Below are 16,023 nucleotides of genomic sequence, written 5' to 3' on the forward strand. Positions count from 1 at the left end.
TAGGGGCGTCGCCAAGTGGTAAGGCACCGGGTTTTGATCTCGGCATCCGTTGGTTCGAATCCAGCCGCCCCTGCCAATTTTCATCTGTAGATATATGTAATATATAGGGGCGTCGCCAAGTGGTAAGGCACCGGGTTTTGATCTCGGCATCCGTTGGTTCGAATCCAGCCGCCCCTGCCATTACATATTATCAAATTTAGGGGCGTCGCCAAGTGGTAAGGCACCGGGTTTTGATCTCGGCATCCGTTGGTTCGAATCCAGCCGCCCCTGCCATATAATAGATTGTTTCCAAATTACCCGTTGGAAAAATTAAAAATTTTTCCCTTGCGCTCGGTCGAAGTATTGCTTCGCTTAACCCTCGCTCAGGTGCTTCATGCCCAATCTTGTCGTTTTCAGTGGAAGTGCTCATCCGCATTTCGCCCAAAAAGTCGTAAGCCATTTACATATTCCACTCGGTGCTGCTTCTGTAAGCAAGTTTTCTGATGGTGAAATTTCAGTTGAAATTACTGAAAATGTTCGTGGTAAAGACGTTTTTATCGTTCAATCTACTTGTGCGCCAACCAATGATAACCTGATGGAAATCTTGGTTATGGCTGATGCATTGCGTCGTGCAAGTGCTGGTCGTATCACCGCAGTCATTCCGTATTTCGGCTATGCACGCCAAGATCGTCGTCCACGTTCAGCTCGTGTACCGATTACTGCGAAAGTTGTTGCAGATATGCTGACAACTGTTGGTATTGATCGCGTCGTCATGATTGACTTACATGCAGACCAAATTCAAGGTTTCTTCGATATTCCCGTTGACAACATCTATGGTACGCCTGCGTTATTGGCAGACCTACGTCAACAACAACATGACAATCTTATGGTGGTTTCACCTGACGTTGGCGGTGTTGTTCGTGCACGTGCTGTTGCAAAACAATTGGGTGATATCGATTTAGCGATTATTGATAAACGTCGCCAAAAAGCAAATGAATCACAAGTGATGCATTTGATTGGTGATGTAAAAGATCGTGATTGTGTCATTGTCGATGACATGGTTGATACGGCAGGTACGCTATGTAAAGCTGCTGATGCATTGAAACAATTTGGTGCTCGTCGTGTCATTGCTTATGCAACGCATCCTGTTTTATCGGGTAAAGCACTTGATAACCTTCGAAATTCTGTCATTGATGAACTTGTTGTTACCGACACGATTCCTCTTTCAGATGAAGCCTTAAACTTAGGTAAAATTCGCCAAGTTTCTGTTGCGAGCATGGTTGCTGAAACAATTCGTCGTATCAATAACGAAGAATCTATTAGCGCAATGTTTGATAGTTATCTATAATAGCCCAGCTTTTTCTTAAACCCTAGCTTCTGCTAGGGTTTTTCTATCACTAAACTGGTCGCAAGTTTAGTCTCTTAAATCTCAATGAGGATATGCCCATGGCAAACTTCGTATTAAATGCTCAAGCACGTGAAGCTGCTCTACAAGGGAAAGGTGCGAGCCGCCGCCTTCGTCACGCAGCACAAATTCCAGCAATCATCTATGGTGGTAGCGCTGAGCCTGTAACAATTACTTTAGAACTTCGTCAAATCGTTAAAGCTTTAGAAAATAACGCTTTCTTCGAAGAAGTGATCGAAATCCAAATCGGTGACAAAGTTGAAAATGTTAAAATCCAAGCGTTACAACGTCACCCAGCTAAAAACACACCTATGCACGCTGACTTCAAACGCGCATAAGTGTTAAAGGCATAAATTAGTGTCAGATATTTCGCTAATTGTTGGTTTGGGTAATCCTGGAAAGGAATATGCCCAAACCCGCCATAATGCAGGCTTTTGGTTTGTTGAACAGCTTGCTGATCGTTATGGTATTTCCTTAAAAGCTGATCCAAAATTTCATGGATACAGTGGTCGTGGTCAAATTGAAGGCCATGATGTACGTTTACTCTTACCTACCACTTTTATGAACCGTTCTGGTCAAAGTGTCGTACCATTTGCTAAATTTTATCAAGTTGTTCCTGAAGCAATTCTCGTTGCTCATGATGAACTCGATATGGACCCTGGTGTTATTCGTTTAAAATCAGGTGGTGGACACGGTGGACATAATGGTCTTCGTGATATCGTTCCGCATATTGGTGCTAATTTCCATCGCTTGCGCATCGGAATTGGACATCCTGGTTCTAAAGAACGTGTTTCTGGTCATGTGCTTGGCAAAGCTCCTAGCAGTGAACAAGCTTTAATGGATGCAGCCATTGATCATGCCTTATCCAAAGTGAAAATGCTCGTCGATGGACAAGTCTCACAGGCAATGAATCAAATTAATGCATACAAACCCGCTTAAATTTAAACTGAATTGTTGATCAATCACGCTTGCCATATTGCATTTTTAAGCGCAAAATGCGCATCAAACCGCCTATCGCCAGCGGGAAACGTGACAAGTCAACCAATAAGATATTCATCTTAGGTCTTACTCAGGAGACGCTAGCCATGCTATCTCGTTTATTAAAATGTAAAATTCACCGCGCAGTTGTCACTCATGCAGAACTTCATTATGAAGGTTCTTGTGCAATTGATGGTGTATTAATGGACTTAGCAGGGATTCGTGAATACGAAGAAATCCACGTATGGAACGTAACGAACGGCAAACGCTTCACAACTTATGCAATTCGTGGTGAAGATGACTCAGGTATTATTTCAGTGAATGGCGGCGCAGCACACCAAGCTGATGTCGGTGATTTAGTGATTATTGCAACTTTTGGTGATTTCACTGAAGTAGAAGCAAACCTTCACAAACCTCGTTTGGTTTATGCAAATCCAGACAATACAGTCAATCACACAGCAAACTGTATTCCTGTACAAATTGCATAAGCAGTAAAAAATTCCTAAAAGCCAGTCAATATGAACTGGCTTTTTTATTAGAATTTAAAAAGAGAAAACTGAAATACAAAAACACTTAAAAATAAGCTTTTATTTTACTGAACCTGACTTGTAAAACAGTACGACACTTTATTAAATAAATAGAAAATAAAGAAAATTAATAATATGGATATTGTAACAATACTTAGTAAAGTCACAGTTTTTTCCCACTTAGATGAACTAAGCTTAGTTATGCTTGCTCAGCACTGTTCAATTACATATTTACAAGCAGGGCAACAACTCTACCAAACCAATGATCCTGCCACTCACCTTTATATCATCGTTTATGGTCGTATCAGGTTAAATACAGTTTCAAATTTATCTACCTATTTAGGTCGTTATGAAGTTCTTGGTGAAATAGGTATAATTTCCAATCAACCACATCATGGTTCAGTCAAAGCCATGAGGGATACGACACTATTATCTATTCCACGACAACAATTTATAGATTTCCTTTACCACCAAATTAATACGCTATTTGCTTTATCCCAATTAATTATTGCTCGCACACAACCTGATTTACAACATGCACATCCCATGAGCCATAATAGAACCTTGTCAATTATTCCTGTTTCTTCTCAAATTCCAGCAATCCATTTAGCAGAAAAACTTACTGAGCACTTACAGCGTTGGCCACATGTACGTTTAGTCACAGCTGCTCATGTCGATGCTCTATTTGGAATTGGGTTTAGCCAAACACCGCTCGATTATGGTGATGATGATTTAAAATTGAGACAATGGTTAGCTAGTTTAGAAGAAAAACATTGCTACGTCCTATATGCAGCACACCAAAATGATGATCAGTGGTCAAAACGCTGCTTACGCCAAGCCGATCGTGTATTGATATTAGCTGAAGCCAATCAAACACCTACTCATACCAAATTGGTAGATGTCTTAAATCAACATGATTGGCAAAGCCAGATTGAATTAGTTCTACTGCGCTCAGAGGGTGATCCATCTCCTCATACGCTTATTTGGAAACAGCTCTATCATGCAAGAGCTCATTATTTTATTCATCCTTGGGCGCAAACTGACATCTGTGCAATTGCTCGACAGATTTCAAGTCAAGGGGTCGGTTTAGTTCTTGGTGGAGGTGGTGCACGTGGCTTTGCTCATATTGGGTTAATTCGTGCGCTTGAGCAATTGCATATCCCAATTGATATAGTGGGTGGAACTAGTATGGGCGCATTTGTCGCTGCTTTAGTTGCATGTGGTTTTGATAGTATTGAGATGACACATATCGCTTATGAGACTTTTGTGGCACGAAACTATTTGAATGATTACACCATGCCTAGAGTATCTTTAATTCGTGGACAGCGTTTCCATTCTCGCCTACAAGCGATATTCGGTCATCAACGTATAGAAGAATTAAAAAGAACCTTTTACTGTATTTCAACCAATCTCACGACTGGCGAAGCTGTGATTCATGATCAAGGTGAATTGGCAACATGGGTTGGAACCAGTATGAGTGTTCCTGGTGTTGCACCACCTGTAGCATGGCGTGAAAACTTATTATGTGATGGTGGTGTCATCAATAATCTTCCAACAGATGTGATGCAAAATTTAGAAAGAGGCACAATTATAGCTAGCAATGTCAGTTTACATGATGATATTCGGGTTCCTGGTATTGGTTTGGATCAACCCGATCAAAGTGCCCTATTGAATTGGAACAAACTAATCAAAGATAAACTCCTTCATGCACCACGCCTTGCAGAAATTTTAATGCGGACTGCGACACTTGCAAGTGACACCATGATCCAAACTGCCGCTATTGAACGTGCGAATCTACATATTCGTATGCCAATTAATGGGATTGGAATGTTTGATTGGCATCGACTAGATGAATTGGTTGAAATCGGCTACGAACATGCTCTTGCCACATTAGTTCCGATTCGAGATACCCTCCCCATCGCTTAGACTTTAGATTAAATTTTATATCAAAGTATCAATTTGATAACGGTCAATTAAACCATCTAAATATTGATACGTTTCGACATCAAGTTGTTGCATATAAGTATGGAGAATTTGCTGACATTGCTGCTGTTGCTCTAATGGCATACGGCGTACAATATCAAAAGTTACTTCCCATTGGGAGCGCAATAAGGAAGCATAAGCAATATGATGTAAAACCTTTACGTCAATTTGAGCAATTGCAGTTGCAACCACTTGTCTCGCTTCATTTTGCATATAATTAACAACAACCAACATATCTGTCCATAAATCACATTCGTCCGCTGCTTCAACAATACTTTTGATGATTTCAACCTGTCGCAAAGCAGGTAAATTTGCAACATAGTATTGGGCTTGTTCAGATAAACAGGCAACAACTGGTAGCATATCTTCCCAAAGTTGATCTTCTTGCGCTGCCCGAATAATTGCATTTATTACAGTTTCACCTTGCTGTACGGCTAGATCACCCAATTCCTGCTTTAGCTCATAACCAATATGACTCATTAATGCCAATAACTTAGGCCACACTAAACGCTGTGTTTGATCACCTATAATCAATAATGTCTTTTTAATACGTTCTTTAGGCAAAACATGTACCAAATGATCAATGCGTTCTCTTGATTCGATATAAAAAGCGATTTCCAATAAATCGCTTTCCTTATCAATCATTTGAGCAACGTCTTGTACAACCTCATCAGATAGCATTCCAACAAACCGCCCCATGGTAACAAAATTTTCTTGTTCTAAAAGAACTTTAGCAATATCAATAATTTGATGTGTAGTTAGATAAGCCAATAATTCTCTTGCCAATCTAGGGTCTAAGTAAACTGAAATCGAAGCCAGTGTATTCGCTGGTAAATGTTTCGCAATTCGATAAAGGTTCTCTGTTGATAAATGTACTGCGATTTGAGCGACGATAAAGGGATCAAAAAAATGCTTTACCATCAACACCGTCAACCTACTCGGCAGCCAATTCACCCACCCAGCTAAATAACGAAAACGTGTTTTTTGTTGGCTTTGTAGCAACTCAATAATTGCAAAACGAAATTGTCTCAAGTTTTCTGGTGCTAAAGGAAGTAAAAAAGCCAATTGCTGCTCTGAAACATTTAGAATCTGAGTAAGTTTTATAATTTCAGCATGAACAGCAAGTCGAGTCATGACAGTTCCCTTATTTTTAGATTTTTTTATTTTTAAAAAGAAACCGTAAAAAAAATGGCATCTGAAATAAACTTTTATTAATTTTTTGATTTTCCGATTGAACAGTCTGTTGCAATTGTTGATTAAGCCAGTTCATATCCTGCTCAGAAATATAACTAAAATCCTTAAGACTCATCACAGGCCGATGCAGTTGTTGTGCCAGCTTCTCTAACTCTGATTGGTGTAATTGATCCATTTAGCTGACCCATTTTATTGTTGTTTTATCATTTGAGTTTATGCTTAATTGGCATTCATTACTAGTTTCGCCAATGAATAAAAAAGATTGAACAAGCTCTCTGCTTATTTCTAGATTTGTATAGAACGATTCATTCTATAAAAACTATATTTTTCACAAAAAATATGAATATAATTAAGACACATCGCTTCAGGGCGGGGTGAAATTCCCCACCGGTGGTAAGTTAGGCTTTGATCATCACCGACCTAATCAGCCCACGAGCCTGTATATATATTTATATACTCGCAGATTTGGTGAGAGACCAAAGCCGACGGTATAGTCCGGATGAAAGAAGACGAAATCACCAGAACAACTTTGGTTCGTTTTGGTGCGCGCTTATTTTTACATCAGTCCTGAAATGTTCAACCGTATCCTATTTACGAGAGCGTTTCATTATGTCAAGTTTAATTCAACCCGAACTTTTTTTTTCAGCCCTTTCTCCTGCTGAACAACGTATTCAACAAGCTTTAGAAGACATCCGCCAAGGCAAACCAGTATTGGTAATGGATGATTTTGACCGCGAAAATGAAGCCGACTTAATTATTGCTGCTGAAACACTCACTGTCGAAACCATGGCACGAATGATTCGTGATGGTTCTGGTATTGTGTGCTTATGCCTAACAGAAGAATTGGCAGATCATCTAGAACTCCCACCAATGGTGGTCGACAATTCTAGCCAATTTAAAACAGCATTCACGGTAACGATCGAAGCAGCTCAAGGCGTTACGACAGGTGTTTCTGCTAAAGATCGCGTAACAACAATTTTAGCTGCCACTAAAGATGGTGCTATTGCAAGTGACCTCAGTCGCCCAGGTCATGTATTTCCATTACGCGCACGTGATGGCGGTGTATTAACTCGCCGTGGACATACCGAAGGAACCATTGATTTAGCTCGCTTGGCTGGCTTAAAACCATCAGGTGTATTATGTGAATTGACTAATCCTGATGGTTCTATGGCATCAGGTATTCAAGTTTTGGCTTATGCTCAAACACATGGTTTAACACTCATTAGTATTGACGAATTAGTTCAATATCGCTTGAAGCATAATCTCTAATCAAAGAATAAAAAGCCTCGAATCATCGAGGCTTTCCATCACTTCAATGGTTATGAAACTTTTCGTTCCACATTAAGTTCATCAACCTTGCTGATCAATTGGCTAAATTGTGAAATTTGGGCAATCGGTTGTGCCTGAGCGAGTTCTTCTGCTGTACCATAACCATAATTTACAGCAATGGTTTCAATACCGTGGGCACGTGCACCAATCACATCATATTGACGATCTCCCACCATAATGCACTGCTGCGCATCCAATTGCTCTTTTTCAAGAATATATGCAATTAGATCTATTTTATTGGTACGTTCACCTGTTAATTCACTGCCATACATTTCAGTAAAATATTGATCCAACCCAAAATGAGCAAGGATACGTTTCGCATAAACTGTTGGCTTCGCCGTCGCTAAAAATAACCGATAACCTTGTACTTGTAACTGTTGCAACGTTTCTACCACTGTTGCATAGACCTCGTTTTCAAATAAACCTGTCACTGAAAAACGCTCGCGATAAGCAAGTAACGCTTGTTCAGCAAAATCATCATCCTGAGTATTTAATAACTTTGCAAATGAAGCTTTCAACGGAGGTCCAATCGTCCAATCTAAATCGACTTCATCCGCTAAAGGGTGGCCCAGTTTTTCTAAAGCATAACGAATTGAGCGATGAATACCCGCTTTGGGGTCAGTTAAAGTCCCATCTAAATCAATCAGAATATTTTTGATCGTCATTCGTTCAATCTCTTAAAGCCTTACATAACATAGTCGAGAGTTTCTCGAAACTCCCATATACTAGCCTAAATGAGAGAATAAAAGGAAATGGCTGTGCGTCCTACCGTACTATGTTTTTCAGGTTTAGATCCATCGGGCGGTGCTGGCTTACAAGCAGATATTGAAGCAATTGGGCAAAGTGGCGCACATGCAGCAATTGCTTGTACTGCTTTAACCATTCAAAACTCGCAACAAGTCTTTGGTTTCGAAGCAACATCAAAAGAGTTACTACTTGCTCAAGCCAATGCGGTGGTGGGTGATTTACCGATTAAATGTGTGAAATCTGGCATGTTAGGCACGACAGATAATATCGCAGCCTTAGCTGAGTTTTTACGTGGGTATCCAGATTATCTATATGTGCTTGATCCAGTTTTAGTGGCAAATAGCGGGGGTTCATTGGGTGACCAAGCCACTTTAGTCAAAGCATTTGTTGAATTAATTCCATTGGCAACCGTGATCACCCCCAATACCGTTGAATTAAGAGCCTTAACAGGTATTGATGATATTGAGCAAGCCACTCAAAAATTATTTGAAATGGGCGCAAAAGCTGTACTAGTGAAAGGTGGACATGAAGATACACCTGATCATATTCGCAATGTCCTTTATGCTGATGGCAAAATGATTGCGGAAAGCCGTTGCCCACGCCTAGAGGGGCAATATCATGGCTCTGGCTGTTCTTTGGCAAGTTTTACTGCGGGGCGATTAGCTCAGGGTGATTCACTCAAAATTGCCGTTCAACATGCTGAAACATGGTTATTTGGCGTATTAAAACAGGCTGAGACACCTGTACCCAATGGGCAAAAGGTTCCAAAACGCTTTTAATACTTTAGTGGAAATGAATAGAAATATGCAGATTTCTATTCATTTGCTCAAGCTACACTAACGATAGTTCACACCATTATTCAAATCAAAAACTTCACCACTTAAACAAGTGGGGGCAGCATCTGCTAACCAAAATGCCATATCTGCAATTTCTTGTGCTTGGCAAAATTGCTGATTCAAAGTGGCTTCTTTTAAACGTTTCTGTCTCTCAATCGGAATCTTTTGCATCATCTGAGTTTCAACAGGACCAGGTGCGATGCTAAAGGTTTGAATATGATACTGGGCATGACTTCGAGCTAAACTACGCATCCCATTTATCAACCCTGCTTTTGAAATTCCATACCAAATATCAGGATGCCCAATTTGCCCTGCAATTGATGCAATACTAATGATTCGCCCAGATTGCTGTGTTTTAAACACATTCTCAGCCACATCTATACTCAATTGCATGGTATGAATCAAATTCACATTCATAATGTTATACAATTCATCCCACGTATATGAACTTGCTGTAAGTGTATTCATATAACCTGCATTATTAATCAGAATATCAAATCGTCCGATCTGCTCCATAACACTTTTAAGTTGCTTATATTGCAACATATCCGCTTGCCAATGATGTAAATGAGCATGGGTATATTGTGGTACATGGCGAGAAATATTATGCACCTCATAATGCTGATCTAAGAATTTCTGGGCAATTGCTTGCCCAATCCCTTGACTTGCTCCAGTGATAACCATTTTTTTCATCATCAACTTATTATTCCTCTAATTCAATAAAATGCGGTAATTGTTGGAAACGTGCTAGCCAAGCTTGGACATCTGGATATGGGTCTAATTCAATGTTTCCTTGATGCGCTAAAGCGATGTAGGGATAACAGGCAATGTCTGCAATCGTAGCTGATTCACCAACCAACCAATGTCTTGTTTTTAAATGTTGATTCACCACTGCTAATGATGCATGTGACATCACAGTGGCATGCTCGATATCAATGTTCGGTTTCTTGATCAAATAAAATGCCCGAGCTGCCGATAAACTAGAAGCAATTCTTTGATTGGCAAAAAACAGCCACTCTAAAATACGTGTCATTGTGATTGTTTCTTGTGGAAACCAAAGCTGATGAGCATCATATGTTTTGGCTAGATAGCATAAAATTGCCTGTGAATCATGGATATATCTCCCCTGATCCTCTAAAACAGGAATCTGCCCTAAAGGATTGAGCTTTAGAAACTCTGCCGTTTTTTGTTCTTGATGAAGTAAATTTACGGAGATTTGTTCATAGTCCAAATTCAAAAATGAAAGTAATAATCTGATTTTGTAACAATTTCCTGAGATTACAGTATTATAAAGTTTCATTGTCATCTTCTTTTGTGGTTATAGTTTCACTGTACCGAACGATCGGTACAAAAACAAGTAATCTGAGTAATTTTTTATGGATAAACCAACATTGATTCGATCTTTGTTAAGTATTTTTAGAGAATATGGCTATGAAGGTGCATCTTTATCTAAAATCTCAGAACGTACAGGTTTAGGTAAAGCCAGTTTGTACCATCATTTTCCAAATGGAAAACAACAAATGGCACAAGAAGTTTTGAGCTATTTAGAACAATGGCGCGAAGACAATATTTTTATTCATCTACAAAGCAGTACCCTACCCATTGAACGTTTAGAAGCTTTAACAAATTCATTGAAGCAGGTGTATGAAAATGGTCATGTGGCATGTATTTTGGCAGTTTTGACCTTGAGTGAAGCTCACCAAATCTTCTTACCTCAAATCCAACCTGTCTTTTTAAGATTGATTGAAAACATTGCACTCGTTTTACAAGATGCAGGAATGACAGAGGATCAAGCTTTAGAACGGGCACAAGATACCGTGATACGCATTCAAGGGGCTTTAATCTTATCTAGAGCATTACAAAGCCCAACACCTTTTTTACAATTGATGGATAAACTACCTAAACAATTATTAAGTAATATTTGAATTCTATAAAAAAGGCGCATAGTGCGCCTTCTTGCTTGACTTGACGCAATTATCATCTTAAATACGTCTTGTAAATCTATGTATATTTTTAAGTTAATTCTTCATAGAGAACCACAAAAACGACTCCATGCTGCTTTCGATCAGCTCAAAGCATTATGCAATTTACGCATCTTCTCCCACAATATTCGCCATATAATCAATTGCAGATCGAACTGTGATAATTTTCTCTGCCTCTTCATATGGAATTTGAATACCAAATTCTCCTTCCAAAGCCATAATAAGCTCAACTACAGCTAATGAGTCAGCGCCTAAATCATCTGTAAAAGATGCATTAGGCAAAACCGTGTCTTCATCTACACGAAGTTGCTCAATAATGATCTCTTTAACACGTTTTGCTATATTCATAAAATTCCCTTTTGTTGTTATGGTTCCATAAATTATTTTAAATAGCATAAATTTTATACGCCTAAATAAACTCTTTTCATATTCAGAGTTTACTTTTTCTTGTAAAAATATGTATAAATCCTCTCAAGCGAAAGTTGAGCATATAAAAAAGCCACCTTGCGGTGGCTTTTGGTCATACAAAATGATTAGCCAAGTTTTTTACTTACATAATCAATTGCAGATTGAACAGTCGTGATTTCATTTGAATCTTCATCAGGGATGGTGATATCAAAATCATTTTCAAAAGACATAACTAATTCAACTAGATCTAAAGAGTCAGCACCCAAATCATCCATGAAAGATGCTTCGTTTTTAATCTCTTCAGCACGAATACCTAATTGTTCAGCTACTGCATGTTTGATACGTTGTTCGATATCGCTCACAGGAATTCTCCTCATTGCTTGTGGCGTTTTAATTTGCCACTAGTTTAATTGAATATAAAATTTTTTAAAAGTTTATACATCGCCACTTAGGCCATGTATAAACCACCATTTACGTGTAAAACTGTACCAGTAATGTAACTAGCCTTATCGCCAGCAAGGAAACTCACTGCATTCGCAATATCTTGAGGTTCACCTAGACGATTTAAAGCTACTTGATCACTCATTTTTTTACGAACATCTTCGCTTAACTGATCAGTCATTTCAGTGGCAATGAAACCAGGTGCAACACTGTTCACTGTAATCTGACGACTACCCATCTCTTTGGCTAAGCTACGACCGAATGCTTCAATCCCTGCTTTTGCTGCCGAGTAGTTGGCTTGTCCAGGGTTAGCAAAATGTGCAACCACTGAACTAATATTAATAATGCGACCAAAACGTGCTTTCGTCATACCTTTAAGCACACGCTTAGACAAGCGATAAACAGCTTTCAGGTGAATATTGAGAATGTCATCCCAATCATCTTCAGACATACGAAGTAGCAAATTATCTTTGGTAATGCCTGCATTGTTGACCAATACCAACACTGAACCATATTTTTGTTCAATGTCTGAAACCAGTGCATCAATCGCTGTGCCATCACGAACATCGAGTACAGCACCTGCTCCATGTTCAGCAAAACTTTCTGTGAGTTTTTGCGCGCCTGATTCAGAAGTCGCGGTACCAACTACAAAAAAACCGTCTTGAATGAGTTGCTGTGCAATTGCTGCGCCAATACCTCGGCTTGCTCCTGTCACTAACGCAACTTTTCGTTGTTGTGTCATGCAATTTTTCCTTCTGCCACTAACACTGCGTTTAGGGCATCTTCCATACGTGCTTTGCTATCAATCGCAAATGCTTTTTCTATGTTCGGTAATCGCTTGGCAAGATTGCTGAGTACTGTACCTGGTCCACATTCAACCACGTACTGGATACCTTGATCTTGTAGATACTGCATGGTACGTGTCCATTGAACTGACTGGTATAACTGAGCCGTTAATGCCTGACGTAACTGAGCAACATCTGTCGCAATTTCCGCGTTGACATTTTGTATTACAGGAAGGCGTGGTAGCTCAATGGCAGTTTGTTCCAAAGCTTCAGCAAACTTTTCTGCGGCTGGTTTCATTAAAGTACAATGTGACGGTACAGAAACAGGCAATGCAATCGCTTTACCTGATTGTTCTTTGGCTTCAGCCATGACTTGCTGAACTAGAGCAGCACTGCCCGCAATAACAACCTGACCCTGTGCATTGTAATTTGCAGCGTCAACTGAACCTTGACCCGTAGCAGATGCATTCTTACAAAGCTCAATGACTTTCTCATCTGCCAAGCCAAGAATTGCAGCCATTGCACCTTCACCTTGAGGAACAGCGCTCTGCATCAATTTTCCACGTACATGTACCAATTTAACCGCATCGGCTAAAGTCATTGCTTCTGCTGCAACAAGCGCGCTGTATTCTCCTAAAGAGTGCCCAGCCAAGTATTTGGGAGCAATACCACCGAGTTCTAACCAAACACGCCATAATGCAATGCTCGCAGTCAGTAATACAGGTTGCGTATTCTCAGTTTGATCTAAACCTTCACCACTTTGGGCAATATGCCAAAGATCGAAGCCAAACGCTGAAGATGCTTCTGCAAATGTATCTTGAACGACACTAAACTGCTCTGCAAGTTCAGCCAACATGCCTACTTTTTGTGAACCCTGACCAGGAAAAACAAATACTGTTTTTGTTGCTTGAGCAGCCTGCTCAAGTCGTTTAGTCGACATATAAAAATCCTTAAAATGGTCTATCGCCAATTTCATCAACACCCATGATTTTACATGAGAATGACAACAGACTCTTTTCCGATGCGGCAATTTACCATTTATTAATTCGTTTTTTAATTGCGAAAAACAACAAAAAAGGGAGCTTTCGCTCCCATTTTTTCTATACTTTAAGCTAACGCTTAATGCATATAACTCAATTATTCAGCATCAGCTGCTTTAGCGAATAATTGACGACCACGGTAAATACCATCTTTAGTCACGTGGTGACGACGATGAGTTTCACCCGTAGTTTGGTCTACAGATAATGCATTCTCGGTTAAAGCGTCATGTGAACGGCGCATGTCACGGCGAGAGCGACTTTTACGGTTTTGCTGAACGGCCATGATGGCTCCTTACAAAGATCGAAAAAATGGATCAGAACAAATTCAGTTGTCTTAACTCAACATTATAACACAAATTATGAGTTAAGTTTACCCTTCAAACTTGCCAAAACATCAAACGGATTATCCCGTTTCTCTTCGACAACGTCCTGAATGGTAGGTTGGTGCTTATGCTCACAAGCATCATGCTTAGGAGATAAAGGCATCAACAATAACAGTTCATCTTCTAGTAATGCGAGTAAATCAACTAATGCAGGTGCATCAAAATCACCTTTCTTCGAAGATTCACTTTCACCTAAAACGATGAAATCAGCATCCTCATCCAATCGCTCTATCAGTGACTCATCATCAATTAAAGCTAAATGAAAGTCTGAAACCAATTCAATTTCAACAGGTCCCAAACAACGTTGGCACACCATTGGAACTTTTGCTTCAGTATGTCCATCTAACCATACAATACGATGATAGATATCCATTGATAGCTTACAGTCTATGTTGATCAATTGATCATCAATTGAACCAACAGCTTCTCGAGCAATACGAGCAAAGCGAGACAATGGCAGTGTTCCTGACCATGTAAAGCCCTGTTCAGCCCATTTAAATGGCTCGATTTGGCTTGGAAAAGTATTTGCTGACATAATTAAGGCGGCAATTCTACAAATTCATCGGTACTCTGTCAAAGATTAAGATACAATTTTGCACTTCTTTAGACAGAACTCGTGGTAACACAGCAATGCATCTGTTGCAGCCGCAACTTGAAGTAACAACTTCATTACTTGTTAGCCCTTATTCAACTCCTGTCTCTGCCTTAGCGCCAAATCAAGTGCAACGTTCATCTTGGCAAAAGTTAACAACAGAACCAGAACAGGTTGATTGGCTTATTTTACACTTTAATCACTGGTTTTCCCACCATAATGTCACACTTGTTAAAGGTGATTTTGAACCAGAATATTTCCCAGCGACTTTTGAACAAGCTGCAAGGATCCAATTTGCCCATGGTTTTTTTAATAGTGCCTTGCATGAAATAAGCCATTGGAGTATTGCTGGTGCACAACGTCGCCTGCTTCCTGACCTTGGTTATTGGTATGCCCCAGATGGTCGCAGTACGGAACAACAGGCACTTTTTGAACAAGTTGAGATTAAACCTCAAGCGATTGAATGGTTATTTGCGACTGCCTTTGGTCGAAAATTCCGTGTATCTTTAGATAATTTGACAGGTGATGGCGGCAGTGGACAACATTTTAAAGATGATGTTTTTACACAAGTACAACGTTATTTTTCTGGTGAAGCCAAGCTACCCCATGATGCAGCCCATTTCATTTATTGCATCTGTCTTTGTACACGCAATCGTACACCGTTACAACTTGATGAATTTAAACGTGAATATCTTGATTAAATGACAAAATTAACACATCAGAGACTTGCATCAGTTATACAACACATTTCATACTAAATTCAGCCATATAGATCAGGGAGTTATCATAATGTTGCATTTACATATTCATCCTGAAAATCCACAGGCTCGTTTAATCACTCAAGCAGTTGAACGTATTCGTTCAGGTGATGTTGTGGTTTACCCAACAGACGCAGCGTATGCAATTGGCTGTCAAATCGGAAATAAAAGCGCGATGGAACGGATTGCGCAAATCCGTAATTTAGGGGCAAAGCATCAATATGCCATTATGTGTTGTGATTTATCTGACATTGCCACTTATGCCAAGGTCGATAACGCCATGTATCGCTTGTTAAAAGCCAATACCCCTGCTGTCACCACCTTTATTTTAGCTGCGACTAGCGAAGTACCTAAACGTTTAATGCACCCTAAGAAAAAAACCATTGGTCTCCGTATTCCAAGTAATCCAGTTGCTCAAGCTTTGTTAAAAGAACTAGGCGAACCATTATTAACCAGTACATTGATTTTGCCTGATCAAAAAGATCCGCTTGATGATCCATACGATATTGAAAATCAACTCGCCAAACGAATTGATGTGTTTATTGATAGTGGTTTTGGCACTTTATCGACCACGAGTATTGTAGATTTATCAGGAGAAAATCCTGTCGTTGTCCGTCGCGGTGTCGGTGATGTCAGTGCTTTTGAGTAAGCACTGA

21 protein-coding genes, 3 tRNA genes and 1 riboswitch are annotated in these 16,023 nt (G+C 39.7%); of the genes, 13 read left to right on the forward strand and 11 right to left on the reverse strand.

The window, feature by feature from the left end:
- Window position 1 precedes the first annotated feature (1 nt).
- The 8 genes from C502_RS0105585 (at window position 2) to C502_RS0105625 (ending at window position 4,815) form a co-directional block, all read left to right on the forward strand.
- A tRNA-Gln gene (locus tag C502_RS0105585) sits at window positions 2–76 on the forward strand.
- 29 nt (window positions 77–105) lie between these two features.
- A tRNA-Gln gene (locus C502_RS0105590) sits at window positions 106–180 on the forward strand.
- 18 nt (window positions 181–198) lie between these two features.
- Window positions 199–273, forward strand: a tRNA-Gln gene (locus C502_RS0105595).
- A gap of 100 nt (window positions 274–373) precedes the next feature.
- Complete coding sequence (locus tag C502_RS0105600) at window positions 374–1,327, forward strand: ribose-phosphate pyrophosphokinase (RefSeq protein ID WP_018677861.1); 954 nt, start codon at window positions 374–376, stop codon at window positions 1,325–1,327.
- A gap of 98 nt (window positions 1,328–1,425) precedes the next feature.
- Window positions 1,426–1,722 (forward strand): 50S ribosomal protein L25, encoded by a 297-nt coding sequence (gene rplY, locus C502_RS0105605; RefSeq protein WP_018677862.1) that lies wholly within the window; start codon window positions 1,426–1,428, stop codon window positions 1,720–1,722.
- Window positions 1,723–1,741: 19 nt separating this feature from the next.
- Complete coding sequence (gene pth, locus C502_RS0105610) at window positions 1,742–2,323, forward strand: aminoacyl-tRNA hydrolase (RefSeq protein WP_018677863.1); 582 nt, start codon at window positions 1,742–1,744, stop codon at window positions 2,321–2,323.
- 146 nt (window positions 2,324–2,469) lie between these two features.
- Window positions 2,470–2,850: an aspartate 1-decarboxylase gene (gene panD / locus C502_RS0105620; protein ID WP_004655255.1), complete on the forward strand. Its 381-nt coding sequence runs from the start codon at window positions 2,470–2,472 to the stop codon at window positions 2,848–2,850.
- Window positions 2,851–3,024: 174 nt separating this feature from the next.
- Window positions 3,025–4,815 (forward strand): patatin-like phospholipase family protein, encoded by a 1,791-nt coding sequence (locus C502_RS0105625; RefSeq protein ID WP_018677864.1) that lies wholly within the window; start codon window positions 3,025–3,027, stop codon window positions 4,813–4,815.
- A 15-nt stretch (window positions 4,816–4,830) separates the two neighbouring features.
- Here the strand turns inward: C502_RS0105625 and C502_RS0105630 are convergent, their stop codons facing one another.
- Window positions 4,831–6,006 carry a hypothetical protein gene (locus C502_RS0105630; RefSeq protein ID WP_018677865.1) on the reverse strand — a complete coding sequence of 392 codons (1,176 nt, stop codon included), beginning with the start codon at window positions 6,004–6,006 and terminating at the stop codon, window positions 4,831–4,833.
- A gap of 16 nt (window positions 6,007–6,022) precedes the next feature.
- The gene (locus C502_RS19460; protein ID WP_018677866.1) at window positions 6,023–6,241 is read right to left on the reverse strand and encodes a hypothetical protein; all 219 of its coding nucleotides are present in this window, start codon (window positions 6,239–6,241) and stop codon (window positions 6,023–6,025) included.
- Between the two features lie 182 nt (window positions 6,242–6,423).
- Window positions 6,424–6,581, forward strand: a riboswitch (FMN riboswitch).
- A 94-nt stretch (window positions 6,582–6,675) separates the two neighbouring features.
- Between C502_RS19460 and ribB the strand changes: the two genes are divergently transcribed.
- A complete protein-coding gene (gene ribB, locus C502_RS0105640) occupies window positions 6,676–7,335 on the forward strand; it encodes a 3,4-dihydroxy-2-butanone-4-phosphate synthase (protein WP_018677867.1) in 660 nt (219 codons plus the stop codon).
- A gap of 50 nt (window positions 7,336–7,385) precedes the next feature.
- Here the strand turns inward: ribB and C502_RS0105645 are convergent, their stop codons facing one another.
- The gene (locus C502_RS0105645; RefSeq protein ID WP_018677868.1) at window positions 7,386–8,060 is read right to left on the reverse strand and encodes an HAD-IA family hydrolase; all 675 of its coding nucleotides are present in this window, start codon (window positions 8,058–8,060) and stop codon (window positions 7,386–7,388) included.
- 93 nt (window positions 8,061–8,153) lie between these two features.
- On the opposite strand from C502_RS0105645, the gene C502_RS0105650 reads away from it, so the two are divergent.
- On the forward strand, window positions 8,154–8,921 hold the full coding sequence (locus C502_RS0105650; protein WP_026315750.1) for a hydroxymethylpyrimidine/phosphomethylpyrimidine kinase: 768 nt from the start codon (window positions 8,154–8,156) through the stop codon (window positions 8,919–8,921).
- A gap of 57 nt (window positions 8,922–8,978) precedes the next feature.
- On the opposite strand, the gene C502_RS0105655 is transcribed toward C502_RS0105650, so the two are convergent.
- On the reverse strand, window positions 8,979–9,671 hold the full coding sequence (locus tag C502_RS0105655; protein ID WP_026315751.1) for an SDR family oxidoreductase: 693 nt from the start codon (window positions 9,669–9,671) through the stop codon (window positions 8,979–8,981).
- A gap of 10 nt (window positions 9,672–9,681) precedes the next feature.
- Window positions 9,682–10,278, reverse strand: a complete 597-nt coding sequence (locus C502_RS0105660) for a glutathione S-transferase family protein (protein ID WP_005158378.1) — start codon at window positions 10,276–10,278, stop codon at window positions 9,682–9,684.
- A gap of 76 nt (window positions 10,279–10,354) precedes the next feature.
- Here C502_RS0105660 and C502_RS0105665 point away from each other — a divergent pair, with 76 nt between their 5' ends.
- On the forward strand, window positions 10,355–10,903 hold the full coding sequence (locus C502_RS0105665; RefSeq protein WP_005158381.1) for a TetR/AcrR family transcriptional regulator: 549 nt from the start codon (window positions 10,355–10,357) through the stop codon (window positions 10,901–10,903).
- Window positions 10,904–11,065: 162 nt separating this feature from the next.
- On the opposite strand, the gene acpP (C502_RS0105670) is transcribed toward C502_RS0105665, so the two are convergent.
- The 6 genes from acpP (C502_RS0105670) to C502_RS0105695 form a co-directional block, all read right to left on the reverse strand.
- Window positions 11,066–11,308: an acyl carrier protein gene (acpP, locus tag C502_RS0105670; protein ID WP_005158385.1), complete on the reverse strand. Its 243-nt coding sequence runs from the start codon at window positions 11,306–11,308 to the stop codon at window positions 11,066–11,068.
- A 185-nt stretch (window positions 11,309–11,493) separates the two neighbouring features.
- Window positions 11,494–11,730, reverse strand: coding sequence for an acyl carrier protein (gene acpP / locus C502_RS0105675; RefSeq protein WP_005158388.1), 237 nt, complete (start codon window positions 11,728–11,730; stop codon window positions 11,494–11,496).
- A gap of 86 nt (window positions 11,731–11,816) precedes the next feature.
- Window positions 11,817–12,551 (reverse strand): 3-oxoacyl-ACP reductase FabG, encoded by a 735-nt coding sequence (fabG, locus tag C502_RS0105680; protein ID WP_005158393.1) that lies wholly within the window; start codon window positions 12,549–12,551, stop codon window positions 11,817–11,819.
- Entirely contained in the window at window positions 12,548–13,534 is a 987-nt protein-coding gene (gene fabD, locus C502_RS0105685) for an ACP S-malonyltransferase (protein WP_005158395.1), read from the reverse strand. The genes fabG and fabD overlap by 4 nt, the downstream gene beginning before the upstream one ends.
- A gap of 197 nt (window positions 13,535–13,731) precedes the next feature.
- Window positions 13,732–13,917 (reverse strand): 50S ribosomal protein L32, encoded by a 186-nt coding sequence (rpmF, locus tag C502_RS0105690; protein WP_004638135.1) that lies wholly within the window; start codon window positions 13,915–13,917, stop codon window positions 13,732–13,734.
- Between the two features lie 74 nt (window positions 13,918–13,991).
- Window positions 13,992–14,552, reverse strand: coding sequence for a YceD family protein (locus C502_RS0105695; RefSeq protein ID WP_005158415.1), 561 nt, complete (start codon window positions 14,550–14,552; stop codon window positions 13,992–13,994).
- 95 nt (window positions 14,553–14,647) lie between these two features.
- Between C502_RS0105695 and C502_RS0105700 the strand changes: the two genes are divergently transcribed.
- Complete coding sequence (locus tag C502_RS0105700; protein ID WP_018677869.1) at window positions 14,648–15,310, forward strand: elongation factor P hydroxylase; 663 nt, start codon at window positions 14,648–14,650, stop codon at window positions 15,308–15,310.
- Window positions 15,311–15,398: 88 nt separating this feature from the next.
- Window positions 15,399–16,016: an L-threonylcarbamoyladenylate synthase gene (locus C502_RS0105705; protein WP_018677870.1), complete on the forward strand. Its 618-nt coding sequence runs from the start codon at window positions 15,399–15,401 to the stop codon at window positions 16,014–16,016.
- Window positions 16,017–16,023 lie beyond the last annotated feature (7 nt).

Origin of the sequence: Acinetobacter tjernbergiae DSM 14971 = CIP 107465, assembly GCF_000374425.1 — a bacterium.
Classification (GTDB): Bacteria; Pseudomonadota; Gammaproteobacteria; order Pseudomonadales; family Moraxellaceae; genus Acinetobacter; species Acinetobacter tjernbergiae.